Annotated in this window: 20 protein-coding genes, 2 tRNA genes, 3 rRNA genes and 1 pseudogene; 18 read left to right on the top strand and 8 right to left on the bottom strand. The window is 52.2% G+C overall.

The features are described 5' to 3' along the window. The first annotated feature begins 81 nt into the window (after positions 1–81). The 6 genes and pseudogenes from rpe (at position 82) to trpC (ending at position 5,659) form a co-directional block, all read left to right on the top strand. Positions 82–759, top strand: coding sequence for a ribulose-phosphate 3-epimerase (gene rpe / locus JQR90_RS17570; protein ID WP_122041487.1), 678 nt, complete (start codon positions 82–84; stop codon positions 757–759). Beyond that, positions 756–1,613 (top strand): annotated as a pseudogene (locus tag JQR90_RS17565) (phosphoglycolate phosphatase). The gene rpe and the pseudogene JQR90_RS17565 overlap by 4 nt, the downstream one beginning before the upstream one ends. A 64-nt stretch (positions 1,614–1,677) precedes the next feature. Then, positions 1,678–3,168 carry an anthranilate synthase component I gene (gene trpE / locus JQR90_RS17560; RefSeq protein ID WP_219651575.1) on the top strand — a complete coding sequence of 497 codons (1,491 nt, stop codon included), beginning with the start codon at positions 1,678–1,680 and terminating at the stop codon, positions 3,166–3,168. Between the two features lie 12 nt (positions 3,169–3,180). After that, entirely contained in the window at positions 3,181–3,774 is a 594-nt protein-coding gene (locus JQR90_RS17555) for an anthranilate synthase component II (protein ID WP_010795966.1), read from the top strand. A 2-nt stretch (positions 3,775–3,776) separates the two neighbouring features. Beyond that, positions 3,777–4,826, top strand: coding sequence for an anthranilate phosphoribosyltransferase (gene trpD / locus JQR90_RS17550; protein ID WP_286788980.1), 1,050 nt, complete (start codon positions 3,777–3,779; stop codon positions 4,824–4,826). After that, positions 4,823–5,659, top strand: a complete 837-nt coding sequence (gene trpC, locus JQR90_RS17545; protein WP_434140180.1) for an indole-3-glycerol phosphate synthase TrpC — start codon at positions 4,823–4,825, stop codon at positions 5,657–5,659. The genes trpD and trpC overlap by 4 nt, the downstream gene beginning before the upstream one ends. Before the next feature lie 50 nt (positions 5,660–5,709). Here trpC and crp read toward each other — a convergent pair whose 3' ends face one another. Next, positions 5,710–6,354, bottom strand: coding sequence for a cAMP-activated global transcriptional regulator CRP (gene crp / locus JQR90_RS17540; RefSeq protein ID WP_010795963.1), 645 nt, complete (start codon positions 6,352–6,354; stop codon positions 5,710–5,712). Between the two features lie 208 nt (positions 6,355–6,562). Between crp and JQR90_RS17535 the strand changes: the two genes are divergently transcribed. Then, entirely contained in the window at positions 6,563–6,985 is a 423-nt protein-coding gene (locus tag JQR90_RS17535) for an OsmC family protein (RefSeq protein WP_026004192.1), read from the top strand. A 218-nt stretch (positions 6,986–7,203) separates the two neighbouring features. After that, positions 7,204–7,998, top strand: coding sequence for an adenosylmethionine decarboxylase (speD, locus tag JQR90_RS17530; RefSeq protein WP_010795961.1), 795 nt, complete (start codon positions 7,204–7,206; stop codon positions 7,996–7,998). Positions 7,999–8,045: 47 nt separating this feature from the next. Here the strand turns inward: speD and coq7 are convergent, their stop codons facing one another. The 5 genes from coq7 to hemJ all read right to left on the bottom strand — a co-directional run bounded on the left by coq7 (position 8,046) and on the right by hemJ (position 11,421). After that, the gene (gene coq7, locus JQR90_RS17525; RefSeq protein WP_010795960.1) at positions 8,046–8,693 is read right to left on the bottom strand and encodes a 2-polyprenyl-3-methyl-6-methoxy-1,4-benzoquinone monooxygenase; all 648 of its coding nucleotides are present in this window, start codon (positions 8,691–8,693) and stop codon (positions 8,046–8,048) included. Positions 8,694–8,734: 41 nt separating this feature from the next. Then, complete coding sequence (locus JQR90_RS17520; RefSeq protein WP_010795959.1) at positions 8,735–9,076, bottom strand: histidine triad nucleotide-binding protein; 342 nt, start codon at positions 9,074–9,076, stop codon at positions 8,735–8,737. A 65-nt stretch (positions 9,077–9,141) separates the two neighbouring features. Then, complete coding sequence (locus JQR90_RS17515) at positions 9,142–9,930, bottom strand: SDR family NAD(P)-dependent oxidoreductase (RefSeq protein WP_010795958.1); 789 nt, start codon at positions 9,928–9,930, stop codon at positions 9,142–9,144. A 57-nt stretch (positions 9,931–9,987) separates the two neighbouring features. Beyond that, a complete protein-coding gene (locus JQR90_RS17510) occupies positions 9,988–10,926 on the bottom strand; it encodes a DUF805 domain-containing protein (protein ID WP_010795957.1) in 939 nt (312 codons plus the stop codon). A 69-nt stretch (positions 10,927–10,995) separates the two neighbouring features. Continuing rightward, on the bottom strand, positions 10,996–11,421 hold the full coding sequence (gene hemJ, locus JQR90_RS17505) for a protoporphyrinogen oxidase HemJ (RefSeq protein WP_010795956.1): 426 nt from the start codon (positions 11,419–11,421) through the stop codon (positions 10,996–10,998). A gap of 178 nt (positions 11,422–11,599) precedes the next feature. Between hemJ and erpA the strand changes: the two genes are divergently transcribed. Then, positions 11,600–11,950 carry an iron-sulfur cluster insertion protein ErpA gene (gene erpA, locus JQR90_RS17500; protein WP_010795955.1) on the top strand — a complete coding sequence of 117 codons (351 nt, stop codon included), beginning with the start codon at positions 11,600–11,602 and terminating at the stop codon, positions 11,948–11,950. 43 nt (positions 11,951–11,993) lie between these two features. Here erpA and JQR90_RS17495 read toward each other — a convergent pair whose 3' ends face one another. Both JQR90_RS17495 and JQR90_RS17490 read right to left on the bottom strand, forming a co-directional pair. Next, positions 11,994–13,088, bottom strand: coding sequence for an anhydro-N-acetylmuramic acid kinase (locus tag JQR90_RS17495; protein ID WP_010795954.1), 1,095 nt, complete (start codon positions 13,086–13,088; stop codon positions 11,994–11,996). Positions 13,089–13,093: 5 nt separating this feature from the next. Next, positions 13,094–14,524, bottom strand: a complete 1,431-nt coding sequence (locus JQR90_RS17490) for a peptidoglycan DD-metalloendopeptidase family protein (RefSeq protein ID WP_010795953.1) — start codon at positions 14,522–14,524, stop codon at positions 13,094–13,096. A 171-nt stretch (positions 14,525–14,695) separates the two neighbouring features. Here JQR90_RS17490 and tyrS point away from each other — a divergent pair, with 171 nt between their 5' ends. The 9 genes from tyrS (at position 14,696) to JQR90_RS17445 (ending at position 25,219) form a co-directional block, all read left to right on the top strand. Beyond that, positions 14,696–15,895, top strand: a complete 1,200-nt coding sequence (gene tyrS, locus JQR90_RS17485) for a tyrosine--tRNA ligase (RefSeq protein WP_010795952.1) — start codon at positions 14,696–14,698, stop codon at positions 15,893–15,895. 487 nt (positions 15,896–16,382) lie between these two features. Continuing rightward, positions 16,383–17,919: ribosomal RNA gene (locus JQR90_RS17480) — 16S ribosomal RNA — on the top strand. Positions 17,920–18,017: 98 nt separating this feature from the next. Then, positions 18,018–18,094: transfer RNA gene (locus JQR90_RS17475), tRNA-Ile, on the top strand. A 6-nt stretch (positions 18,095–18,100) separates the two neighbouring features. Beyond that, positions 18,101–18,176 (top strand) — tRNA-Ala (locus JQR90_RS17470). Positions 18,177–18,423: 247 nt separating this feature from the next. Next, positions 18,424–21,314 (top strand): 23S ribosomal RNA (locus JQR90_RS17465). Positions 21,315–21,433: 119 nt separating this feature from the next. Next, positions 21,434–21,549, top strand: a 5S ribosomal RNA gene (gene rrf / locus JQR90_RS17460). Together the 16S, 23S and 5S rRNA genes with 2 tRNA genes alongside form the textbook arrangement of a ribosomal RNA operon. Before the next feature lie 131 nt (positions 21,550–21,680). Next, positions 21,681–22,340: a paraquat-inducible protein A gene (locus JQR90_RS17455; protein WP_037029806.1), complete on the top strand. Its 660-nt coding sequence runs from the start codon at positions 21,681–21,683 to the stop codon at positions 22,338–22,340. Next, positions 22,327–22,935 (top strand): paraquat-inducible protein A, encoded by a 609-nt coding sequence (locus JQR90_RS17450; RefSeq protein ID WP_010795950.1) that lies wholly within the window; start codon positions 22,327–22,329, stop codon positions 22,933–22,935. Before JQR90_RS17455 ends, JQR90_RS17450 begins: the two co-directional genes overlap by 14 nt. Further along, entirely contained in the window at positions 22,928–25,219 is a 2,292-nt protein-coding gene (locus JQR90_RS17445) for a PqiB family protein (protein WP_073450384.1), read from the top strand. Before JQR90_RS17450 ends, JQR90_RS17445 begins: the two co-directional genes overlap by 8 nt. Positions 25,220–25,221: the final 2 nt, after the last annotated feature.

Below are 25,221 nucleotides of genomic sequence, written 5' to 3'. Positions count from 1 at the left end.
GTCAGCTCTCTAATGCATGAATGCCCAGCCGCTGCATTGGGTACAATGCCGCTTTCCGCTGACTTGCCTTGAGGCTTTTCCATGCAACCTTATGCTATCGCTCCGTCGATCCTCTCCGCTGACTTTGCCCGTCTGGGTGAAGATGTAGACAAGGTGCTCGCAGCGGGCGCCGATATCGTCCATTTCGATGTTATGGACAACCACTATGTGCCCAATCTCACGATTGGCCCCATGGTCTGTTCGGCGCTACGCAAGTATGGCGTGACGGCGCCTATCGATGTGCATCTGATGGTCAAGCCAGTGGATCGTATTATCGGTGATTTCATCGAGGCGGGCGCCTCGTTCATCACCTTTCACCCGGAGGCTTCAGAGCATATCGACCGCTCACTGCAGCTCATTAAGGCAGGTGGTTGTAAAGCAGGGCTGGTCTTTAACCCGGCGACGTCTCTGGACTGCCTGAAATATGTCATGGACAAGATCGACATGGTGTTGCTGATGAGTGTGAATCCGGGCTTTGGTGGCCAGAAGTTCATTCCGAAAACACTCGACAAGCTGCGCGAGGCACGTGAGCTGATCGATGCCTCCGGCTTGCCGATTCGTCTGGAAATCGATGGCGGCGTCAACGTTTCCAACATCGGTGAAATCGCACGTGCCGGTGCCGATACGTTTGTTGCGGGCTCCGCCATCTTTAATGCGCCGGATTATGCAGAGGTCATCAAGACCATGCGTAATGAGCTGGCCAAGGCACGTGCGGTATGAGTCAAGGCGTGCTGGAAACCTTGTTTGATGGAAAGCAGCCACGGCTGATCATGTTTGATCTTGACGGCACGCTTCTCGATTCAGCCCCAGATCTGGCCGCAGCGGTTGATGCCATGCTTGAAACGCTAGGTCGACCCTCTGCAGGGCTGGATAAGGTCAGGCTGTGGATTGGCAATGGAGCCCGTGTGCTGGTTCGTCGTGCCTTGGCAGATCAGATGGAGCACAGCCACATCACGGAGGCTGAGGCAGATGAGGCACTGAGCCTTTTCATGTCTCTTTATGGGGGCAGCCACGAGCTCACAGTCGTGTACCCCGGCGTTCAGGAAGCGCTGGCGACGCTCAAGGCCAAAGGGATTGCGATGGCCGTCATTACCAACAAGCCGGAGCGCTTTGTTGGCCCACTTCTGGATGACATGCAGTTAGGCGATTTTTTCTCATGGATCGTAGGAGGGGATACGTTACCTCAACAAAAGCCTGATCCTGCCGGGCTTCTCTATGTCATGGGCAAGGCGGGTGCCAAGCCTGACGACGCCCTGTTCATTGGCGACTCACGTAACGATATCCGCGCCGCACGGGCTGCCGGAGTGCGCTGCGTCGCGATGACCTATGGCTACAATCATGGTCAGCCCATAGCTGATGAGTCACCTGACTGGCTACTGGACGACCTTAGGCAGTTACTGGCTTAGCGATAAAATGCCACACTCGCTATGGCAAAGAGGTTGATTCAGCGAGTTGCCTGAGCTAGTGTGGCCGTATTCCTATCTACCCGGCGAAGAGATCGAATCGTGGTGGTCACCTGCAAACTGTGGATGAAGGTCATCAAGGCCCTGGCGCGTTGGCGCTGGCGCGCCTGACTCATTCCTGGCCGGCATGCCCGGCGCGTTTTGCACCTGACCTTTACCCTCCACGAGGCTGATCATGACCCGCGAAGAATTCCTGCGTTTGGCCGCTGCCGGCTATAACCGTATTCCCCTGACATTCGAAACCCTGGCTGATTTCGACACGCCGCTGTCGCTTTATCTCAAGTTGGCCGATACCACCAATACGTACCTGCTTGAGTCTGTCCAAGGTGGTGAAAAATGGGGTCGCTACTCCATTATCGGGCTGCCCAGTCGCACCGTATTGCGAGTCTATGGCCACCAAGCCACGATTCATGAGGGCGATGAGGTCGTCGAAACCGTTGAGGTCGAGGACCCGCTAGCGTTTATCGAAGCATTCCAGCAGCGCTATCGCGTGCCCACACTGCCTAACCTTCCGCGCTTCAATGGTGGCTTGGTCGGCTATTTCGGCTACGACTGTGTCCGCTACGTTGAAAAGCGCCTGGGTGCCTGCCCCAATCCTGACCCGCTGGGCAATCCCGATATCCTGCTGATGGTATCTGATGCTGTCGTGGTGTTCGATAATCTATCTACCAAGATGCATGCCATCGTGCTGGTCGACCCGGCCGATGAAAATGCCTACGACCAAGGCAAAGCGCGCCTGGATGAATTACTGGAGCGCCTGCGTCGGCCTATTACGCCGCGCCGTGGGCTCGATTTCAGTGCACCTCAGGCGCAGGAGCCCAAGTTTCGAGCCAGCTTTACTCAGGCGGATTACGAGCAGGCGGTTGTCAAGATCAAGGACTATATCCTGGCTGGGGACTGCATGCAGGTCGTGCCTTCCCAGCGGATGTCCATCGATTTCAAGGCCGCCCCCATCGACCTCTATCGCGCGCTACGCTGCTTCAACCCAACGCCCTACATGTACTTCTTCAACTTCGGTGATTTCCATGTCGTAGGCAGTTCGCCGGAAGTCCTTGTTCGAGTAGAGGAAGGGCTGGTAACGGTTAGACCTATCGCCGGAACGCGTCCACGAGGAGCGTCTGAGGAGCAGGATCTTGAGCTCGAAAAAGATCTGCTCAGTGATGAAAAGGAAATTGCCGAGCATCTGATGCTGATCGATCTAGGTCGTAATGATGTTGGCCGCGTATCGTCGACCGGCTCGGTCAAGCTGACCGAAAAAATGGTGATCGAGCGTTATTCCAATGTCATGCACATTGTGTCCAACGTGACCGGCCAGCTCAAGGACGGTCTCAATGCCATGGATGCCCTGCGTGCCATCCTGCCGGCAGGTACGCTGTCCGGCGCGCCGAAGATCCGCGCCATGGAAATCATCGACGAGCTGGAGCCTGTCAAGCGAGGTGTCTACGGCGGTGCCGTAGGATATCTGGCCTGGAATGGCAATATGGATACTGCCATCGCGATTCGTACTGCCGTCATCAAAAACGGTGAGCTTCATGTTCAGGCCGGTGGGGGCATCGTTGCAGACTCTCAACCTGCTGCGGAATGGGAAGAAACGATCAATAAACGTCGTGCGATGTTCCGCGCGGTTGCACTGGCTGAACAAACTTCTACGACTTCGCGTACCTGAAGGAGCGCTACTATGTTACTGATGCTGGATAACTACGACTCCTTCACCTATAACCTCGTGCAATACCTGGGCGAGTTAGGGGCAGACGTAAAAGTCGTACGCAACGATGAAACGACCGTAAACGAAATCGATGCGCTGGCGCCGGAGCGCATTGTCGTTTCCCCAGGCCCCTGCACACCGAATGAGGCAGGCGTCTCACTCGAACTGCTGAAACATTTCGCAGGCAAAGTGCCTACTTTGGGTGTGTGCCTTGGTCATCAGAGCCTGGGGCAGGCATTTGGAGGTGAGGTGGTCAGAGCGCGTGAGCCGATGCATGGTAAAACGAGCCTGGTTTATCACAAGGGTGAGGGTGTATTTGCCGGATTGCCCAACCCCTTTACGGTCACGCGCTACCATTCGCTTGTGGTGAAACGAGAAACGCTGCCGGACTGTCTGGAAATTACTGCCTGGACTCAACACGAAGATGGAACCATGGATGAAATCATGGGGCTCCGTCACCGCGAGTACATGCTGGAAGGTGTCCAGTTTCACCCCGAGTCGATTCTTACCGAATACGGTCATGACCTGCTGGCCAATTTCCTCAAGCAGACCGGAGGCGCACGCTAGTCATGGATATCAAGGAAGCGCTCGGCAAAATCGTCAGTCAACTCGACCTGACCACAAGCGAAATGCAGGACGTCATGCGCCAGATCATGACCGGGCAATGTGATGATGCCCAGATCGGCGCTTTTCTCATGGGCATGCGTATCAAGAGCGAAACCATCGATGAAATTTGTGGTGCCGTAAGCGTGATGCGCGAGCTGGCTACCAAGGTTGAATTGCCCAGCCTTGAGCACGTTGTGGATATCGTGGGAACAGGAGGAGATGGTGCCAATATCTTCAACGTATCATCGGCTTCTGTTTTTGTTGTCGCGGCTGCTGGGGGAAAAGTAGCCAAGCACGGCAACCGTGCTGTTTCAGGTAAAAGCGGCAGTGCCGACCTGCTTGAAGCGGCGGGGATTTATCTCAACCTGACGCCCGAACAAATAGCCCGTTGCGTTAATGAGATAGGGGTAGGCTTCATGTTTGCCCAATCGCACCACAGTGCGATGCGCCATGCTGCAGGCCCTCGAAAGTCTCTGGGGCTGCGTACGTTATTCAACATGCTAGGTCCGTTGACCAGTCCAGCCGGTGTCTTGCATCAAGTGGTAGGGGTATTCACGCCTGCACTGTGCCGTCCCCTTGCCGAAGTGCTGCAGCGGCTAGGCAGCAAGCATGTGCTGGTTGTTCACTCCAGGGATGGGCTTGACGAGTTCAGCCTGGCGGCGCCTACACGTGTTGCTGAACTCAAGGATGGACAAATTCAAGAGTATGAAGTCCTTCCGGAGGATGTTGGTATCAAGAGTCAGAGCTTGATCGGGCTTACAGTCGACAGCCCGGAGGCTTCATTAAGTCTGATCCGGGATGCCCTGGGGCGTCGGAAAACCGAGGCTGGGCAAAAGGCCGCTGACATGATTGTGCTTAATGCGGGAGCCGCATTGTATGCAGCTGATCTAGCTTCAAGTTTGCAAGAAGGTGTCAATCTGGCGCATGACGCGTTGTACAGCGGCCTTGCCCGGGAAAAAATGGATGAGTTGGCCAGCTTTACAGCGGTATACAAAGTGGAGAATCAAGCGTGAGCGTACCTACCGTTCTGCAAAAAATCCTGGCCCGCAAAGCTGAAGAAGTAGCACAGCGTAAGTCAGCGCTTCCACTGGCCGATCTGGAGGCCTTGGCGCAGGCCTCTGAATCACCAAGGAGATTTGCCCAGGCCCTGATGGATCGCGTGGCGCGAAGAGAACCAGCGGTCATTGCTGAGGTCAAGAAGGCCTCGCCCAGTAAGGGTGTCCTGCGGGAGGAGTTCGTGCCGGCAGATATTGCGCGAAGCTATGAAGCAGGCGGCGCGACCTGTCTTTCGGTCCTGACGGATATCGATTTCTTTCAGGGCAGCGATGCCTATTTGAAGGAAGCCCGGGCAGCCTGCTCATTACCTATCATTCGTAAAGACTTTATGATCGATCCATACCAGGTCATTGAAGCCCGTGCGATTGGTGCTGACTGCATTCTTCTCATCGTGTCCGCCCTGGACGATACCTTGATGGCAGAGCTAGCCGCTACGGCAAAGTCGGTTGGCCTCGATATGCTTGTTGAAGTTCACGATGCAAATGAGTTGGAGCGAGCGCTGAAAACACTCGACACGCCGCTGATCGGTATCAATAACCGCAATCTGCATACATTTGAGGTGAGCCTGGAAACAACACTGGACCTATTGCCATCTATCCCGCGAGAGCGTCTGGTGGTAACTGAGAGTGGCATTCTGAACAGGGCTGACGTTGAGCTGATGCAAGTCAGCGATGTGCATGCCTTTTTAGTAGGTGAAGCATTCATGCGTGCAGAGGATCCCGGACACGAGCTGCACCGGCTGTTCTTTCCTGAAAGACGCGCGGGGATCTCCTCCCCCGACGTAGAGTGATTAATAAAAAAGCCGGCGCGAGCCGGCTTTTTTGTCAGAGCATGGTGTGTTTAGCGAGTACCAAACACAACCATTGTCTTGCCTTTCACATGGACAAGGCCCTGCTCTTCCAGAGACTTGAGTACGCGACCGACCATTTCACGTGAGCATCCAACGATGCGACCAATTTCTTGGCGTGTGATTTTGATCTGCATACCGTCCGGATGCGTCATGGCGTCGGGCTGTTTGCACAAGTCAAGCAGCGTACGAGCGACACGACCAGTCACGTCCAGGAAGGCAAGATCACCTACCTTACGCGTAGTCTGGCGCAGACGCTCGGCCATCTGGCGGCCCAGCGAGAAGAGCATGTCGGGATCTTGCTGGCTCAGTTCTCTGAACTGGCTGTAGCTGATCTCGGCAACCTCGCACTCCGTGCGTGCACGAACCCAGGCGCTGCGTTCGGGTTCGCTTCCTTCCTTGGCAAATAGCCCCATCTCGCCGAAAAAGTCGCCCGCATTCAAATAGGCGATGATCATTTCGCGACCTTCGTCGTCCTCAATCAGAATCGTTACCGACCCTTTGAGGATGAAGAACAGGCTTTCACTGTTATCACCCGCATAAATGATCGTCGTCTTGGCGGTATAGCGGCGACGCGAGCAATGCGCGAGCAGTTTATCGAGATGTTGAAGTTTTGCAGGAGGAATAATAGCGGCCATGCTGGTTCCTGAAGTTGAGACAAGCCTTGTCTACAGGGATTTGAACATATCGGCAAGTTTGCCACTAAATTAAAGTGAATTTTTACTCTGCAGATCACGACTTGTGAAGTGTGCGACGTGACTAACAGTTTAATGGCAGTTTGATAGCATTCCATCACATTTATGGGGCTGTGGTACTCTATTTTTTTACTTGCTGTGGAGTCTCATGGTGAAAGCACGAATTCAATGGGCCGGTGAGGCCATGTTTCTGGGCGAGTCGGGCAGTGGCCATGTGGTTGTCATGGACGGCCCTCCTGATCATGGCGGTCGTAACCTGGGCGTCCGCCCAATGGAGGCTCTGCTAATCGGCTTGGGTGGCTGCACCAGCTTTGATGTGATGAGTATCTTAAAGAAATCTCGCCAGGCTGTAGAGAGCTGTGAGGCCTTTCTTGAGGCTGAGCGGGCTGAATCCGAACCCAAGGTATTTACCAAGATACACATCCGCTTTGTGGTCAAGGGCCGTGACTTGAAGGAAGCGCAGGTCAAGCGCGCCATTGAGCTGTCTGCAGAAAAGTATTGTTCAGCTTCTATCATGCTGGAGCGTGCGGGCGTCGAGATTTCGCACGGATACGAGATCATAGAGCTTAATTAAGCCCTGACTGTCATCAATTCATCGTCTTTCGGGCGCAACCTCTGGCGGATAGCCCTCAGGCTCTGCATAATGCGCCCCTTTTCAGGGCAAGGCCCGACAAGCACAGCCACAATCGCCAATGCGAAGAGGTATGAAACGGCCCTACGCACCTGCGCCTTATGCAGATGACGGGCATTCACGACCACGGTCAGAGACCGTACCTATGGGAGTTCCCTACGGTGAAAAGTAAACTCAGGCTCCATGGTTTCAACAACCTGACGAAGACCTTGAGCTTCAATATCTATGACATCTGCTATGCAGAGACGTCAGAAGATCAGCAAGCCTATGTACAGTACATTGATGAAGAGTATGACGCCGAGCGTCTGACTCAGATCCTGACAGACGTCGTGGATATCATCGGTGCCAATATTCTGAATATCGCTCGCCAGGATTACGACCCTCAGGGCGCCAGCGTGACCATTCTCATTTCGGAGCAGCCTGTTGAGCCTACCGAAAGCCAGATCGAGGAATCACCCGGTCCGCTACGCGAAACAATTCTAGGGCATCTGGATAAAAGCCATATTACGGTTCATACCTACCCGGAAATTCATCCCGTTGACGGCATCGCCACATTCCGTGTCGATATCGATGTGTCTACCTGTGGCGTCATCTCACCGCTAAAGGCATTGAATTATCTGATTCATCAGTTTGATTCGGATATTGTGACTGTCGATTATCGCGTTCGTGGTTTTACCCGCGATGTGGAAGGACGCAAGCACTTTATCGATCATGAGATCAATTCCATCCAGAACTACCTGTCTGAAGACACGCGTTCGGCCTATCAGATGACGGATGTAAACGTTTATCAGGACAATCTGTTCCACACCAAGATGCTATTGAAAGAGTTCGAGCTAGAAAATTACCTGTTTGGTGATGCTACTCAGAATCTTTCGCGTGAGCAGCGTGAGCAGGTAACGCAACGCCTCAAGCATGAGATGCGTGAGATATTTTCTGGTCGTAACCTGCCTCGTTAAGCAGCAGGTGAAATTAAAAGGGCGCTTTGAGCGCCCTTTTTGTTGTCTTAAATGCGGTATGTGCTTTTGGTCATTACCTTTGAAAGAAGCGTCATGCCAAGTTTGATAGGCGTAGCGAAGCGTAGCCCGCCTGCATCCAGGGCATGATCCGCATGTTGCTCCTCGTCAATGCGCATCTGCTCAAGAATCGCTCGGGAGCGCTTGTCTTCCGAAGGAAGCTGCATCAGGTGCTCATCAAGATGCTTACAGACTTGCTCTTCTGTCGCGGCGACAAAGCCAAGGCTGAGGCGATCGCTGATCAGGCCAGCAGTCGCGCCGATGCTAAATGATAGGCCATAGAACAATGGATTAAGTACGCTGGTATGGCTTCCCAACTCCTTAATTCGCTGTTCGCACCAGGCGAGGTGATCAATCTCCTCGTCAGCGGCTTCTTCCATGGCGCTTCGAATTTCAGGCAGCTTGGCCGTCAAGGCCTGTCCCTGATAGAGCGCTTGTGCGCACACTTCTCCGGTGTGGTTGATGCGCATCAGTCCAGCCACGTGCCGGGTGCTGGACTCATCCAGCTCGGCTTCCGAATGACTCAGCGCAGGGGAGGCCCTATTAGGGTGTCCATTGAAAGGCAGTAGTGTTTTTAATGCGGCATCAACCTGCATGAACAGGTGATCTGCAGGGGAATAGTGACGATCGTTAGCCATTCCAGTCTCCAGGTTCAAATCAGGGGAGGGTAAAGGAACGCTTAACCCGGCGGCCATGTCATTTGCCGTTGGCCAAGTACATGCATATGGATGTGGTAAACCGTTTGTCCACCCATTGGATTACAGTTCATGACCACCCGGAAGCCTTCATCGCAACCTTGTTCCTGGGCCAGGCGTTGTGCCGTAAACAGGATATGACCTGCTAGCGTCTTGTCATCGGTTTCGCTCAGGTCATGAAGCGTGGCGATATGCTTCTTGGGAATGACAAGAAAATGAACGGGCGCCTGGGGCGATATGTCATGGAAGGCAATGACATGATCGTCCTCATAAAGCTTGCGGGCTGGAATCTCTCCCGCCACGATTTTACAGAACAGGCAGTCCATGGATGTCTCCTGTGTATTTGAAGATCAAAGTGTAGCGAGGGTTATCTTTTGCGCACAGACGCAAGTCAAGGTGATGTCAGCATGCGGCCTATTCTGTCGGTAACTTTTCTTACAAGTGAGCGTGGCAAAAAACGAGGTACCATTGCCGTCAGGCGGTTTCGCCATCCGCAATGAATGATGGCCTTGCGCTTGGCGAGGCCATGCATGGCGATCAATGCAACCTCCTCGGCGCCCATCATGGTTTTGCCTTTCTCCATTGAGGCAGTCTGCATGCCGGCTTTGCGGAAAAAGCTTGTACGCGTTGGGCCAGGGCATAACACCGAGACGGAAATGCCTCGGCTTTTTAGTTCTTCACGCAGCCCTTCGGAAAAATGCAGGACATACGCCTTGCTGGCGGCATAGCTGCTCATAAGCGGAATGGGCTGGAAGGCGGCCGTCGAAGCCACGTTGAGAATCTGTCCGCCGCCCTGTTGAGCCATGTGCGCACCTAGGGCATGGCAGAGGCGAGTCAGGGCCAGCACATTCAACTCAATAAGGTGCTGCTCGCGTGACCAGTCGGAGGAAAGAAAGGGGCCGCCAGTCCCCATGCCTGCACAGTTCACAAGCAGGTCGATAACCTTCTCGCTCTGCTCAAGCTCGTGCAGAAGCCCTGTCACATGCAGCGGCTCCGACAGATCGCAAACACGATAAAGTACTTCCACGCCAAATCGCTGGGCCAGCTCACTGGCAATGCTTTCAAGTGCCTCCCGCTTTCGGGCAAGTAAGATCAAGGGATGACCGCGGCGCGCCAGTGCTTCAGCAAGCGCAAGGCCTATTCCACTAGAGGCGCCAGTAATTAATGCATAGCGAGGCATGATGCTCCCTCAGAAGTACGGCATGGAGTTGGACCGCTCCGGCGTGGCAGGGTGCCCTTAGCTAGGGCGCACAAGGGAGGCCAGAATCACAGCGATCACAATAAATAGCCAGACACCCGCTAAAAGCTTGACCGCTATGCTGTTAGGTGGAGGCGGTGCACCATAGCGATTGGCTGTACGTGATCCTGGTAAGACCATCAGCACGAAAGTAAACAGGCCTCCTATGAGCGGAACGATGCTCAAAAGCCAGAGCCAGCCTGACCAGCCTAGATCATGCAAGCGTTGAACACCTATGCTCAGGTTAATAAATAGCATTGCAAGACCAAGCAGCGCACTAAGCCCAAGCCCTGTAAGGATTGAGGGATGCGACGTCATGAGACTTGCGATCCCTACCGTTGTCAGTAGTGCAAAAAAGGCGGCAAAAAAAGCGGCAGATGCTACAAGCGACCAAGCTAAAAAGCGCAGGCGTCCTATTCGACCTTTGAGGCTGAAGACCTTCAAGGTACCGTATTCATGTTCGCCATGGGTATAAAGGTCTGCTTGAGGCGGAGCATAAGGAGACGCGGCCATGACTGGCGCAGTTGACGGTGCGGGCGGCTCTGACGCTAGCTCAGCCTGACGTGCCAGGTACTTTTCAACAATAATGCCGCACTGCTCGCATTCGTCGCGCTTGGTCTGTTCATGTCCACATTTTGGACAAGTCATTAACCGTGTGCTTTCTTTTGCTGGTATTTCTTTGTCCTCAACCAGCGTAAGCATGGAGGCCAAGTCCTGTTCTTTCCTGGCTTGAGCGCCAGCTTGTCTCAAGGCTGCCAGATAACGATCAGCTTCAGGTTCCGAAAGGTCCCTTTTTAATGTAACCGGACCGCGAAATAGCTGGGCTATTTTCTGCGTATCACTTTTGAAAAGTTTCGCAAGATTCTCCAGTACATCATCTCGACTGACACCGGGGAGCAATTGCCCATCAAAAGTAATCTTGTAACGCGTATCGGACATGGCGAGCTTCCTTGTCGCACAATAGAAGAGGCACGCAGCATATTGTCAAAATATGCTGCGTTCGGAAATTTAGTAGGGTTTGATGACAACCAAGATCACGATCGCAATCAGGATCAGGACAGGAGCTTCATTAAACCAGCGGTAGAATACATGACTGTGTTTGTTTTCACCTCGCGCAAAGCGTTTCAGCATGGCACCGCACATGTGGTGATAGCCGACCAGCAAAAAGACAAGTGCAAGCTTGGTATGCATCCAGCCCTGACTCAGCCAGCCTGGATTCAGGACCAGTAATACAATGCCGAAAACAAGCGTAGCCAGCATTGAAGGCAGCATGATTCCTCGATACAGCTTTCGCTCCATCAGAATGAAGCGCTCACGGCTAACGGTGTCTTCACTTTGCGCGTGGTAGACAAACAGTCGGGGCAAATAGAATAGACCGGCAAACCAGCAGACTAAAGCTATGATGTGTAACGCTTTGATCCATAGATAGAGCATCAGGTATCTCCGGCAATATAAAACCAGAGATAGTAGATGCCCGTGTTGCAGGCGTCACCTTATAAGCGATTTAAGTTTTAATTATCGGTCGGTCGCAGAATAGTTGACCATTTTTCTGGGTTAAGCGGATAATGTTGCATATTGCAGTTGGTATCGGCGAAAGCCGGGAGATTCAAGCATGACCATCGAAACCTTCATTCCGACTCCCTTATTGTTCTCCTCCGGTGCAGCCAATAAGGTAAAGAACTTAATCGACGAGGAGGGCAACCCTCGTCTTAAGCTGCGCGTGTTTGTGACGGGGGGAGGGTGTTCTGGCTTCCAGTACGGCTTTACATTTGATGAAGATGCGGCTGAAGACGACACCATTGTAGAGCGTGACGGCGTAAGTCTGGTTGTCGATCCCATGAGCTTCCAGTATCTGGCTGGCGCTGAAGTCGATTATCAGGAGGGGCTGGAGGGTTCGCGTTTCGTCATTAAGAACCCTAATGCGGCAACTACATGTGGCTGCGGTCAGTCTTTCTCAATCTAAGAAGGCTTTACTGAGGCGCCGCGTTTAAGCGCGGCGCTTTCGCTTAGGCAGGATACAGCGCGCCTAAGATTCTAGGCCCCTTAGCCGCTGTTACGTCCGGGCAGTTACCCGGTATGCGCTCAACAAAACAATGTGCCAGCCAGGCAAATGCCATTGCTTCTACCCAGTCTGGCGAAACGCCAAGTGCGTCTGTGGTTGTAACGAGCGTTTCTGGTAAATAAGCAGAGAGTCGCTTAAGCAGAAACTCATTGTGAGCACCGCCGCCGCAGATAAATAGCTCGGCACATGTAGGTTGAGCCAGTCGCAGCGAATCACAGACAGAAATGGCGGTAAGCTCGGCCAGGGTTGCTTGAACATCGGCTACCGGTATCGCAGGAAGCATTGAGAGCTTTTGTTTTAACCAGCTTAAATTGAATAGCTCGCGCCCAGTACTTTTAGGCCCCTGTTTGGCAAAAAAAGAATCAGACAAAAAGGCATTAAGAAGCATGGATGAAATGGAGCCACTGGCAGCCCAGGCACCAAACTGGTCATAAGGCTCGCCTTTGTGCTCGTTTATCCATGCATCCATCAATACATTACCTGGGCCGCAGTCGAAGCCCTCTATAGGGTGGCTAGGTGATAGCAATGTAATATTGGTAAAACCACCGATGTTAAGAATGGCTCGCTCTTTCGCCGGATCTCCAAAGATGGCCGCGTGAAAAGCGGGGACGAGGGGAGCACCTTGTCCACCGGCAGCCACATCCCGTCGACGAAAATCTGCAACAACATCAATCCTTGTCAGCTCTGCAAGAAGTGCCGGGTTGCCGATCTGAATCGTGTAGCCATCAGATGGACTATGCCTGACTGTCTGCCCGTGACTACCAATCGCTCTGATATGCGAGGTCGATAGCTGCGCTTCGCTGAGGAGTTGCTCAATACCTTGAGCAGCCAAATGGACCCAATCCTGCTCAGCCAGTGCGGCACGTTCCAGTTCGTTGTCGCCAGCACTGCACAGTTCAAGAAGCTTATGTTTTAGGCTCGATGGCATCGGCACATAATGAGAGCCGATAAGCGTGCATCTAGTAGCCGTTTGATCAATAAGGGCAATGTCCAGTCCGTCCAAGCTGGTACCAGACATTAGCCCTATATAAAGCGTCATACCTGTCAACGCTTGTTCATGGCAAGAAGGGTGGACTTTTCCTGGTCCATGCGGGCCATTAAAGGCTGGCTTTGGCTCAAGAAACGTTTCACCTCATTTTTTGCGATAGGATCAGCCATAGGTAGCTTTACGCCGAGCGGATCGACATGCGTACCATTGATGCGGAATTCATAGTGCAAATGAGGTCCCGTTGCGAGTCCTGTCATGCCTACATATCCAATAACCTGTCCTTGCTTAACCTGTACGCCTGGTCGAATGCCTTGACCGAATTTGCTCATATGTCCATAAACAGTGCTGTAGCGCTGTCCGTGCTGGATTACTACAGCGTTTCCGTAACCACCCTTGCGCCCAGCTTCTACCACTTTGCCATCCCCTGTCGCATGGATAGGCGTACCGGTTGGTGCTGCGTAGTCCACACCCTTATGCGCACGAATCTTGCTCAGGACAGGATGGTAACGACCCAGGGAAAAACGGGAGCTGATACGGGTAAACTCTACTGGAGTACGAATAAATGCCCTACGCATGCTGCTACCGTCAGCCGTGTAGTAATTCGTAGTGCCTTGCTTGCTGGTATAGCGGACTGCGGTAAAGGTTTTACCGCGGTTGGTGAAGCGCGCCGCTAAAATGTTGCCGTTGCCGACACGCTTTCCATCGACCACCTTCTTTTCGTAGATGACCTCGAATTCGTCGCCTTCTCGTATATCCAATGCGAAGTCAATATCATAGGCGAACACGTTGGCCAGTGACATGATCATGTCGTGGGATAGGCCGGCGCGTCGGCCAGCTGTAAATAGAGAGCTATCAATAACGCCGCGTGCATAAGCCTTTTCAACATCAGGCTGTGCTATTTCACGCTTAAAGTCATAACCACTTTCAGCTTTGGAGATCGTGATGGTTTCCAAGGCGTTTGGCTTGCTTCGGAAGCCGAGCAGGTCACCGGTCTGAGATACCTTGAATTCGAGCTTTTGGCCTATGTGAATTCGGCTAAGGGCTTTGGCTTCTTTGTCGCTATTTAAAACGTCTTGCAGCACGTTTGCTGACAAACCGGCTGCCGAGAATAATGTGGAAAGCGTGTCGCCATTTTTAACAGTTTCGACTTTCCACTGAGGGTCAACTGAGGCAAGGCTTTCGGTAGAAGAGGGTTCAGCTGGGTTGGGTTCTTGAGCCGTTTCGGTTGACTCAGGAATACTGGCGAACGGACTTTCAGTTGTGGACGCTTCAGGCTCTGAGAGAGTGCTTAGCTGTCGAAGGTCATCCTTTTCTTGAATAATGCGCTCAGCACTATTCTGAATATCCATATTAACGAGCGTTTTCTTTGCCTCGACATCGCGAGAAGGAAACACCAGCAGAGCCAAACTCAGAAGCGCAGCGACCCCACTAGCAGCCAGGATATGGCTTTTAGGATACAACGGGCTTTTTGGAGTTGGTTGTGTCATGACGTAGCGGTGCTTTTGAGCATGAATAACTGCCTAAAATATAATCAAATAAAGTTCCGAACAACCCTTAATAATTTTCAATATGTGCCTGATAGGTAGAGGTTTCTGGAAATCTTGTTTTTATCAGGTGATCTTGTATGGTTGCGCCATTAATTTAAGCGGGATTAGCTAATGAAATCGGTAGAAGAACAGTTAGCGCTGATCAAGCGTGGAGCTGACGAGCTTTTGGTTGAATCTGAGCTCATTACAAAGCTTGAGAAAGGGACTCCGTTGCGTATCAAAGCAGGCTTTGATCCTACAGCTCCAGACCTTCATCTAGGCCATACCGTTCTGATCAATAAGCTACGTCAATTCCAGGAGCTGGGTCATCAGGTCATTTTCCTGATTGGTGACTTCACAGGCATGATTGGCGATCCCAGTGGTAAAAGCACGACTCGTCCGCCATTGACGCGTGACCAGGTTCTTGAAAACGCCGAAACCTATAAAGCTCAGGTATTCAAGATATTGGATCCGGCGAAGACTGAAGTGGCGTTTAATTCTGCTTGGATGGACAAGCTTACACCGGCTGACTTTATCCGCCTGGCGTCTCAGTACACGGTCGCACGTATGCTTGAGCGTGACGATTTCAGTAAGCGGTACGCGACTAATCAACCCATTGCTATTCATGAGTTCTTGTACCCCCTGGTTCAGGGATATGACTCGGTTGCATTGAAAGCAGATGTCGAGCTTGGTGGAACTGATCAGAAATTCAATTTGTTAATGGGCCGCGAGTTGCAGCGTGCCTATGGCCAAGAGGCGCAGTCCATTCTCACCATGCCTTTGCTTGAGGGGCTGGATGGCGTCAAAAAGATGTCCAAGTCGCTTGGCAACTATATAGGTATCCAGGAAGCGCCTGGCGTTATGTACAATAAGATCGTTTCAATGCCTGACTCGCTGATGTGGCGATATTTTGAGCTTTTAAGCTTTAGGGCGATGAGTGAGATTGAAGCGTTTCGCCATGATGTAGAGGCGGGTGCCAATCCGCGCGATATCAAGATCAAGTTGGCCGAGGAGATCGTTGCCCGGTTCCATGGTGAGGAGGCAGCTGCTACCGCTCACCGTTCTGCTGGCAATCGCATGAAGGACGGCGAGCTGCCAGAGGAAATTCCAGAGGTAACGTTAACGACTGCGGAGGATATGTCCGTAGCCGCAGTGCTCAATCGCGCAGGTCTGGTAAAGAACTCAGCTGCTGCACGTGATTTGCTGAACGCAGGTAGCGTAAAGGTTGATGGTGAAGTAGTAGATCGAAGCTTTGTCTTCAAGTTGGGTGCTACTCATGTTTGTCAGGCAGGCAAGAAGGCATTTGCCCGTATTGTTATTAAAGCTGAGTAGTTCAAAATAAAGCTTGACCTGTGAGCGGAGGGGCCTATAATGCGCCCACTTCCGCTGCAACGGAACGGCAAAAAGCCTTGTAGATCAATGGTTTAGCTGTTTAGTCAGGGTCAGGCCTCCGGTCTGGCAGAAGCGGAAAGAGGGAAGCGGTAGTTGACAAGCCCCTGGGCTTGTGTAGAATACGCCTCCCGCTGCCAGAACAGGTTTCCTGATCCGGCAGGTCCGGCAAGCGGTTCAGCAGGTTAGACCGGTTGAACAAAATGCTTGACAGGACAAGAGGTTAGCGTAGAATGCGCGCCTCGGTTGAGACAAGGTCTTAACCAACCGCTCTTTAACAAGTTGAATCAAGCAATTCGTGTGGGTGCTTGTGCTGTAAGACTGATGGATCGACAAGATTATCAGCAAGACAAGTAACACTCGTGAATTCGAGAGTTTATTTGCGATTGCTGAGCCAAGTTTAGGGTTTTCTCAAAACCCGGATATGTTTGAACTGAAGAGTTTGATCATGGCTCAGATTGAACGCTGGCGGCAGGCCTAACACATGCAAGTCGAGCGGATGAGGAGAGCTTGCTCTCTGATTCAGCGGCGGACGGGTGAGTAATGCCTAGGAATCTGCCTGGTAGTGGGGGACAACGTTTCGAAAGGAACGCTAATACCGCATACGTCCTACGGGAGAAAGTGGGGGATCTTCGGACCTCACGCTATCAGATGAGCCTAGGTCGGATTAGCTAGTTGGTGGGGTAACGGCTCACCAAGGCGACGATCCGTAACTGGTCTGAGAGGATGATCAGTCACACTGGAACTGAGACACGGTCCAGACTCCTACGGGAGGCAGCAGTGGGGAATATTGGACAATGGGCGAAAGCCTGATCCAGCCATGCCGCGTGTGTGAAGAAGGCCCTCGGGTCGTAAAGCACTTTAAGCTGGGAGGAAGGGTTGTAACCTAATACGTTGCAATTTTGACGTTACCAGCAGAATAAGCACCGGCTAACTCTGTGCCAGCAGCCGCGGTAATACAGAGGGTGCAAGCGTTAATCGGAATTACTGGGCGTAAAGCGCGCGTAGGTGGCTTGGTAAGTTGAATGTGAAATCCCCGGGCTCAACCTGGGAACTGCATCCAAAACTGCCTGGCTAGAGTACGGTAGAGGGTGGTGGAATTTCCTGTGTAGCGGTGAAATGCGTAGATATAGGAAGGAACACCAGTGGCGAAGGCGACCACCTGGACTGATACTGACACTGAGGTGCGAAAGCGTGGGGAGCAAACAGGATTAGATACCCTGGTAGTCCACGCCGTAAACGATGTCAACTAGCCGTTGGGGTCCTTGAGACTTTAGTGGCGCAGCTAACGCAATAAGTTGACCGCCTGGGGAGTACGGCCGCAAGGTTAAAACTCAAATGAATTGACGGGGGCCCGCACAAGCGGTGGAGCATGTGGTTTAATTCGAAGCAACGCGAAGAACCTTACCAGGCCTTGACATGCAGAGAACTTTCCAGAGATGGATTGGTGCCTTCGGGAACTCTGACACAGGTGCTGCATGGCTGTCGTCAGCTCGTGTCGTGAGATGTTGGGTTAAGTCCCGTAACGAGCGCAACCCTTGTCCTTAGTTACCAGCACATCATGGTGGGCACTCTAAGGAGACTGCCGGTGACAAACCGGAGGAAGGTGGGGATGACGTCAAGTCATCATGGCCCTTACGGCCTGGGCTACACACGTGCTACAATGGTCGGTACAAAGGGTTGCCAAACCGCGAGGTGGAGCTAATCCCATAAAACCGATCGTAGTCCGGATCGCAGTCTGCAACTCGACTGCGTGAAGTCGGAATCGCTAGTAATCGTGAATCAGAACGTCACGGTGAATACGTTCCCGGGCCTTGTACACACCGCCCGTCACACCATGGGAGTGGGTTGCACCAGAAGTAGCTAGTCTAACCTTCGGGAGGACGGTTACCACGGTGTGATTCATGACTGGGGTGAAGTCGTAACAAGGTAGCCGTAGGGGAACCTGCGGCTGGATCACCTCCTTAATCGATAGATCCCAGCTTTGGCATAAGCTCCCACACGAATTGCTTGATTCACTGAAATAAAGACGCGAGATGAGTCAAGACTCAAGCGTTAGACGATTGGGTCTGTAGCTCAGTTGGTTAGAGCGCACCCCTGATAAGGGTGAGGTCGGCAGTTCGAATCTGCCCAGACCCACCAATCGATGGGGCCATAGCTCAGCTGGGAGAGCGCCTGCTTTGCACGCAGGAGGTCAGGAGTTCGATCCTCCTTGGCTCCACCATCTAACACCGCGTTAAAGCTCAGAACTGAGTGCTTACCCCCCCCCTAAGGGTTGGGTCGGAGCATTGACTTCTGAACTTTGTTTTCAGACTGTTCTTTAAAAATTTGGGTATGTGATAGAAGTACGAACACATAGGCTGTTTCACTGCAGACTATGTGGTCAAGGTAAATTTGCGAGTTCAAGCGCAAGTTTTCGGCGAATGTCGTGTTCCAAGCCAGACATAACTTCAGATTCTTTGGGGTTATATGGTCAAGTGAATAAGCGCATACGGTGGATGCCTTGGCAGTCAGAGGCGATGAAAGACGTGATAGCCTGCGATAAGCTTCGGGGAGTCGGCAAATAGACTGTGATCCGGAGATCTCTGAATGGGGGAACCCACCTGACATAAGTCAGGTATCTCACACTGAATCCATAGGTGTGAGAGGCGAACCAGGGGAACTGAAACATCTAAGTACCCTGAGGAAAAGAAATCAACCGAGATTCCCTAAGTAGTGGCGAGCGAACGGGGACTAGCCCTTAAGCTCAATTGATTTTAACCGAACGCTCTGGAAAGTGCGGCCATAGTGGGTGATAGCCCCGTAGGTGAAAGGATCTTTTGAGTGAAATCGAGTAGGACGGCGCACGTGAAACGTTGTCTGAATATGGGGGGACCATCCTCCAAGGCTAAATACTACTGACTGACCGATAGTGAACCAGTACCGTGAGGGAAAGGCGAAAAGAACCCCGGAGAGGGGAGTGAAATAGAACCTGAAACCGTATGCGTACAAGCAGTGGGAGCCTACTTTGTTGGGTGACTGCGTACCTTTTGTATAATGGGTCAGCGACTTATATTCAGTGGCAAGCTTAACCGTATAGGGAAGGCGTAGCGAAAGCGAGTCTTAATAGGGCGTTTTAGTCGCTGGGTATAGACCCGAAACCGGGCGATCTATCCATGAGCAGGTTGAAGGTTAGGTAACACTGACTGGAGGACCGAACCCACTTCCGTTGAAAAGGCAGGGGATGACTTGTGGATCGGAGTGAAAGGCTAATCAAGCTCGGAGATAGCTGGTTCTCCTCGAAAGCTATTTAGGTAGCGCCTCATGTATCACTCTGGGGGGTAGAGCACTGTTTCGGCTAGGGGGTCATCCCGACTTACCAAACCGATGCAAACTCCGAATACCCAGAAGTGCAAGCATGGGAGACACACGGCGGGTGCTAACGTCCGTCGTGAAAAGGGAAACAACCCAGACCGTCAGCTAAGGTCCCAAAGTTGTAGTTAAGTGGTAAACGATGTGGGAAGGCTTAGACAGCTAGGAGGTTGGCTTAGAAGCAGCCACCCTTTAAAGAAAGCGTAATAGCTCACTAGTCGAGTCGGCCTGCGCGGAAGATGTAACGGGGCTCAAACTACACACCGAAGCTACGGGTTCATCGCAAGATGAGCGGTAGAGGAGCGTTCTGTAAGCCTGTGAAGGTGAGTTGAGAAGCTTGCTGGAGGTATCAGAAGTGCGAATGCTGACATGAGTAACGACAATGCGAGTGAAAAACTCGCACGCCGAAAGACCAAGGGTTCCTGCGCAACGTTAATCGACGCAGGGTGAGTCGACCCCTAAGGCGAGGCTGAAAGGCGTAGTCGATGGGAAACAGGTTAATATTCCTGTACTTCTAATTACTGCGATGGGGGGACGGAGAAGGCTAGGCCAGCTTGGCGTTGGTTGTCCAAGTTTAAGGCGGTAGGCTGACTGTTTAGGTAAATCCGGACAGTTAAGGCCGAGAGCTGATGACGACTCTTCTTATGAAGAGGAAGTGGTTGATGCCATGCTTCCAGGAAAAGCCTCTAAGCTTCAGGTAATTAGAAATCGTACCCCAAACCGACACAGGTGGTCGGGTAGAGAATACCAAGGCGCTTGAGAGAACTCGGGTGAAGGAACTAGGCAAAATGGCACCGTAACTTCGGGAGAAGGTGCGCCGGTGAGGGTGAAGGACTTGCTCCGTAAGCCCATGCCGGTCGAAGATACCAGGCCGCTGCGACTGTTTATTAAAAACACAGCACTCTGCAAACACGAAAGTGGACGTATAGGGTGTGACGCCTGCCCGGTGCCGGAAGGTTAATTGATGGGGTTAGCGCAAGCGAAGCTCTTGATCGAAGCCCCGGTAAACGGCGGCCGTAACTATAACGGTCCTAAGGTAGCGAAATTCCTTGTCGGGTAAGTTCCGACCTGCACGAATGGCGTAACGATGGCGGCGCTGTCTCCACCCGAGACTCAGTGAAATTGAAATCGCTGTGAAGATGCAGTGTATCCGCGGCTAGACGGAAAGACCCCGTGAACCTTTACTGTAGCTTTGCACTGGACTTTGAGCCTGCTTGTGTAGGATAGGTGGGAGGCTTTGAAGCGAGGACGCCAGTTCTCGTGGAGCCATCCTTGAAATACCACCCTGGCATGCTTGAGGTTCTAACTCTGGTCCGTTATCCGGATCGAGGACAGTGTATGGTGGGCAGTTTGACTGGGGCGGTCTCCTCCTAAAGAGTAACGGAGGAGTACGAAGGTGCGCTCAGACCGGTCGGAAATCGGTCGCAGAGTATAAAGGCAAAAGCGCGCTTGACTGCGAGACAGACACGTCGAGCAGGTACGAAAGTAGGTCTTAGTGATCCGGTGGTTCTGTATGGAAGGGCCATCGCTCAACGGATAAAAGGTACTCCGGGGATAACAGGCTGATACCGCCCAAGAGTTCATATCGACGGCGGTGTTTGGCACCTCGATGTCGGCTCATCACATCCTGGGGCTGAAGCCGGTCCCAAGGGTATGGCTGTTCGCCATTTAAAGTGGTACGCGAGCTGGGTTTAGAACGTCGTGAGACAGTTCGGTCCCTATCTGCCGTGGACGTTTGAGATTTGAGAGGGGCTGCTCCTAGTACGAGAGGACCGGAGTGGACGAACCTCTGGTGTTCCGGTTGTCACGCCAGTGGCATTGCCGGGTAGCTATGTTCGGAAAAGATAACCGCTGAAAGCATCTAAGCGGGAAACTTGCCTCAAGATGAGATCTCACTGGAGCCTCGAGCTTCCTGAAGGGCCGTTGAAGACTACAACGTTGATAGGTCGGGTGTGTAAGCGCTGTGAGGCGTTGAGCTAACCGATACTAATTGCCCGTGAGGCTTGACCATATAACACCCAAACAATCTGTTGTTTGGTAAAGACCAGCCGAAAGCTTGGTTGAACCGCAAAATACCAATCACATACCCATTCGGGGAAACGACTAGACACCGGTTCCCCACCCGAATTGCTTGACGACCATAGAGCGTTGGAACCACCTGATCCCTTTCCGAACTCAGAAGTGAAACGATGCATCGCCGATGGTAGTGTGGGGTTTCCCCATGTGAGAGTAGGTCATCGTCAAGCACCTATACCCAGAACCCCCAGGCCTAACCGCCCGGGGGTTTTGCTTTGTGCGGCAGGAAAACTTCCCATATGCTGCTTATCACTGCCAGAATGATCGGCTGATGAATATATTTATCAGGTAATCTAGGCCGATGTCAGATCTTCTTAATCCACATCCATCACATGATCCTGATACGTTGATCGCTTGTCCTGAGTGTGATCTTTTAATGCAAAAGGTCACACTAGCAGTAGAAACTGAGCACAAGATATTGTGCTCAAGATGCGGCTATGAGCTTTATCACTTTAAAAGGCGAGTGGTTGATAAGGGGCTCGCTTTGGTCGTGACTGCTTTGCTTCTTTTTATACCTGCTAATTTCCTGCCCATCATGAAGCTTAAAATGTTCGGGCAACAGACATATGACACTGTCTGGAGTGCAGTCATAGCGCTCTATAAAGCAGACATGACGATCATTGCTTCACTTGTGCTCTCGTGTAGCCTATTTATTCCTCTCATTAAACTGATTTGTCAGTTGCTGGTCCTTATCAGCCTTAAGCGACCTTCAATCAGGTCAACAGGTATCTTATTGCTAAGGTGCTATCAGCATCTTCGTGAGTGGGGAATGTGGGAGATCTACTTGTTAGGCATCCTGGTTGCGATGGTCAAAGTTGGCGATGTAGCCGAATTAAGCCTGGGTGTGGGTTTGTTTTGCTTTACGGCTCTACTGCTTATCCAGGTCTGGCTGGACTCGCTTATGTCACCCCAGCAGTTATGGCAGGAAATAGAGGTGGAGTCTGGTCATGCGGGCCGTTGATCAAGGCCTATGGGTATGCCGTGAATGTCATAAGTTAAACAAGCCTGCCAACTCTTGCAGTCGTTGCGGAGCGGCTCTTTATCCCCGTATTCCCAAGAGCATATCGAGGAGTTGGGCGCTACTGGTTGCCGCCGCTATCTGTTATGTTCCGGCAAATCTTTTGCCCATCATGACGGTGAGCTATTTTGGCAAGGGCGAACCGTCAACCATCATCTCTGGCATCATTGACTTGATTAACAACGGGATGATTCCTATTGCTGCAGTCGTCTTTGTCGCCAGCATTATTGTCCCTACATTCAAACTTATTGGACTGGCCTGGCTGTTGATTTCCGTCCAGCGCAAAAGAGCAATGCGCGCTCGGCAGCGCATGTTTCTGTTCCGTTTTATCGAGTGGATTGGACGCTGGTCCATGCTTGATATCTTCGTAATCGCAATTTTGGTAACCCTGGTCAATTTCGGTAATTTTGCCAACGTGGATGCCAATCCCGGCGCTATCGCTTTCGCAGCTGTAGTAATTTTGACCATGCTTGCTGCAAAGACTTTTGATCCTCGATTGATCTGGGATCACACTTGCTCAGAGGATAACGATGAGTGATTTGCCCCAGCCTGTAATACGTCCTGCCTCACGTTGGTCTGCCCTTTGGGTGTTACCACTGATTGCCTTGGCCATTGCTGCCTGGTTGGGGTGGAAGGCTTATAACGAGTCTGGAACGCAAGCCACGATCCGCTTTGATGATGGGGAAGGTATTAGTGTTGATCGAACAGAGGTGCTTTATAAAGGTATCTCTCTGGGTAAGGTAAGTCATATTAAGGTCGCAGAGGATAGCCGGGGAGTTATCGCTACGATTAATATCAACAAGGATGCCGAGAAATACCTGCGTTCTGAAACACGTTTCTGGCTGGTGAAACCCCGCGTGTCGTTAGCAGGTGTAACCGGCTTGGAAACCCTTGTCTCTGGGCAGTACATTGCAATTCAGCCTGGCGGCGGAGAGGCTGCACGGGATTTTGTGGCATTGCGCGATCCTCCACCATTAACCAGTAATTTGCCCGGCCTGCACCTTACGCTCAAAGCCGAACGATTAGGTTCTCTTATACAGGGTAGCCCTGTGTATTACAGGCAGCTGGAAGTTGGGCAGGTAGAAGGGTATCAGCTAGGCAGCGATCCTCGAGTTGTCGAGGTCAAGATTCATGTCCGTGAAGAATATGCGCACCTTGTCCGCAAACATACCCGCTTTTATAACGCCAGCGGTATCAGTGTTTCCGGTGGGCTTGACGGCTTCAAGGTGCATAGTGAGTCGATCATAAGTCTTGCGGCGGGCGGGATTGCCTTCTTCACGCCTGGAAACCATGAAGACAGTCCACCTACCAACAGCTCTCCTTTCAAGCTGTATAGCGATTATGAGGCTGCCGAGGCGGGTTACAAGGTGGTTCTGCATGTGCGCGATGTTGCAGGGCTTAATCCGGGACGCACGCCTGTCATGTTCAATGGTGTGCAAGTAGGTACCATGAAATCCTTGAGCATGAATGAGGACTATACCGGTGCTACTGCCGAGTTGATGATGGATCCTCGCACCGAATCGCTCATGAATGCGGGCAGTGAGTTCTGGACGGTCAAGCCTTCGATTTCACTGGCAGGCGTAACGGGAATCGAGGCATTGGTAAAAGGAAATTACCTTGCCGTGCGGTTTGCCAAGCACGGACGTCCCGCTCGCGAGTTCACGATTCGCTCCAAAGCGCCTCCATTGAACACAGATGCGCCTGGTCTGCACTTGGTTCTGTTCAGTGATCATTTGAATTCAATTGATATTGGAAGCCCGATTCTCTATCGGCAAATGCAAGTGGGAAGCGTGCAAAGCTATCAGCTGTCTCGCGATCAACAGAGGGTTGTTATCGGTATACATATCGAGCCTGAATACGCGTCTCTTATCAACTCTTCGACTCGCTTTTGGAATGCCAGCGGCGTGACGCTTACCGGTAATCTGAATGGTGTTCAGGTCAAAAGCGAGTCGCTGCAAACGTTGATTGCTGGCGGAATTGCATTTTCTACGCCGGATCTAAAAGCCAAACGTGTAGGTGATGCACATCGTTTTTCGCTGTTCAAGGATCAAGATGAGGCGATACGTAAAGGCACACTGATTGAGCTGCGTATGGATAACGGCGAAGGCATGAAGCCTGGAACTCCGCTTAATTTTCGTGGTTTGAAGGTGGGGCAGGTAGAAGATGTCGAGCTGGCAGATGACTTGGCCAGTGTAAGGGTCAAGGTTCGCGTGACCGACGCGGAAGACCGTATTGCCAGCTTGGGTGCTCAATTCTGGGTAGTAAAGCCCGAACTGGGGCTCTTGAGAACGGAAAATCTTGGTACGTTGGTAACCGGACGCTATATCGAAGTCTCACCGGCTGCTCGTGCAGGTGTCGCCAAGACCCGTTTCGATGTTCTACCCGAGCCACCTAATACGTTGGACAAAGAGCTGGGGCTGCATCTGGTCCTCAGCGCTTCTCGACGTGGTTCGCTTAAGCCAGGCGTTGAGGTGAGCTATAAGGAAATACCGGTAGGCAAGGTTACGCGCCTGGAGTTGAGTAGCGAGGCCAACCGTGTACTGGTACATATTCTGATCGAGCCACGTTATGCCTCTTTAATACATGCCGGAACGCGGTTCTGGAATGCGAGTGGTGTTGCGGTGGATGCCAGCCTGTTCAGGGGCGTCAAGCTACGCAGCAACTCGTTTGAGGCTCTTCTGGAAGGTGGAATCGCCTTTGCCACGCCTGAACAGGATATGGGTAAACAGGCCCTGCCAGGCCAGACATTCGTTCTGTTTGATGAAGTAGAGCCTGAGTGGCAGGGCTGGTCGCCGAAGATCAAATTGGGTAACGCAAATTAAGA

It is taken from the genome of Pseudomonas sp. JZ114 (assembly GCF_051027705.1).
GTDB lineage: Bacteria > Pseudomonadota > Gammaproteobacteria > Pseudomonadales > Pseudomonadaceae > Chryseomonas > Chryseomonas luteola.
Note: the sequence above shows the minus strand (reverse complement) of the source record. Positions and strands in the feature narration are given on the sequence as shown.

Excerpts from the sequence above, each read along its gene's own strand:
- rpe (WP_122041487.1), top strand. The coding sequence starts at position 82 with ATGCAACCTTATGCTATCGCTCCGTCGATCCTCTCCGCTGACTTTGCC.
- trpE (WP_219651575.1), top strand. The coding sequence starts at position 1,678 with ATGACCCGCGAAGAATTCCTGCGTTTGGCCGCTGCCGGCTATAACCGT.
- JQR90_RS17555 (WP_010795966.1), top strand. The coding sequence starts at position 3,181 with ATGTTACTGATGCTGGATAACTACGACTCCTTCACCTATAACCTCGTG.
- trpD (WP_286788980.1), top strand. The coding sequence starts at position 3,777 with ATGGATATCAAGGAAGCGCTCGGCAAAATCGTCAGTCAACTCGACCTG.
- crp (WP_010795963.1), bottom strand. The coding sequence starts at position 6,354 with ATGGCCGCTATTATTCCTCCTGCAAAACTTCAACATCTCGATAAACTG.
- coq7 (WP_010795960.1), bottom strand. The coding sequence starts at position 8,693 with ATGGCTAACGATCGTCACTATTCCCCTGCAGATCACCTGTTCATGCAG.
- JQR90_RS17520 (WP_010795959.1), bottom strand. The coding sequence starts at position 9,076 with ATGGACTGCCTGTTCTGTAAAATCGTGGCGGGAGAGATTCCAGCCCGC.
- JQR90_RS17515 (WP_010795958.1), bottom strand. The coding sequence starts at position 9,930 with ATGCCTCGCTATGCATTAATTACTGGCGCCTCTAGTGGAATAGGCCTT.
- JQR90_RS17510 (WP_010795957.1), bottom strand. The coding sequence starts at position 10,926 with ATGTCCGATACGCGTTACAAGATTACTTTTGATGGGCAATTGCTCCCC.
- hemJ (WP_010795956.1), bottom strand. The coding sequence starts at position 11,421 with ATGCTCTATCTATGGATCAAAGCGTTACACATCATAGCTTTAGTCTGC.
- erpA (WP_010795955.1), top strand. The coding sequence starts at position 11,600 with ATGACCATCGAAACCTTCATTCCGACTCCCTTATTGTTCTCCTCCGGT.
- JQR90_RS17495 (WP_010795954.1), bottom strand. The coding sequence starts at position 13,088 with ATGACGCTTTATATAGGGCTAATGTCTGGTACCAGCTTGGACGGACTG.
- JQR90_RS17490 (WP_010795953.1), bottom strand. The coding sequence starts at position 14,524 with ATGACACAACCAACTCCAAAAAGCCCGTTGTATCCTAAAAGCCATATC.
- tyrS (WP_010795952.1), top strand. The coding sequence starts at position 14,696 with ATGAAATCGGTAGAAGAACAGTTAGCGCTGATCAAGCGTGGAGCTGAC.
- JQR90_RS17455 (WP_037029806.1), top strand. The coding sequence starts at position 21,681 with ATGTCAGATCTTCTTAATCCACATCCATCACATGATCCTGATACGTTG.
- JQR90_RS17450 (WP_010795950.1), top strand. The coding sequence starts at position 22,327 with ATGCGGGCCGTTGATCAAGGCCTATGGGTATGCCGTGAATGTCATAAG.
- JQR90_RS17445 (WP_073450384.1), top strand. The coding sequence starts at position 22,928 with ATGAGTGATTTGCCCCAGCCTGTAATACGTCCTGCCTCACGTTGGTCT.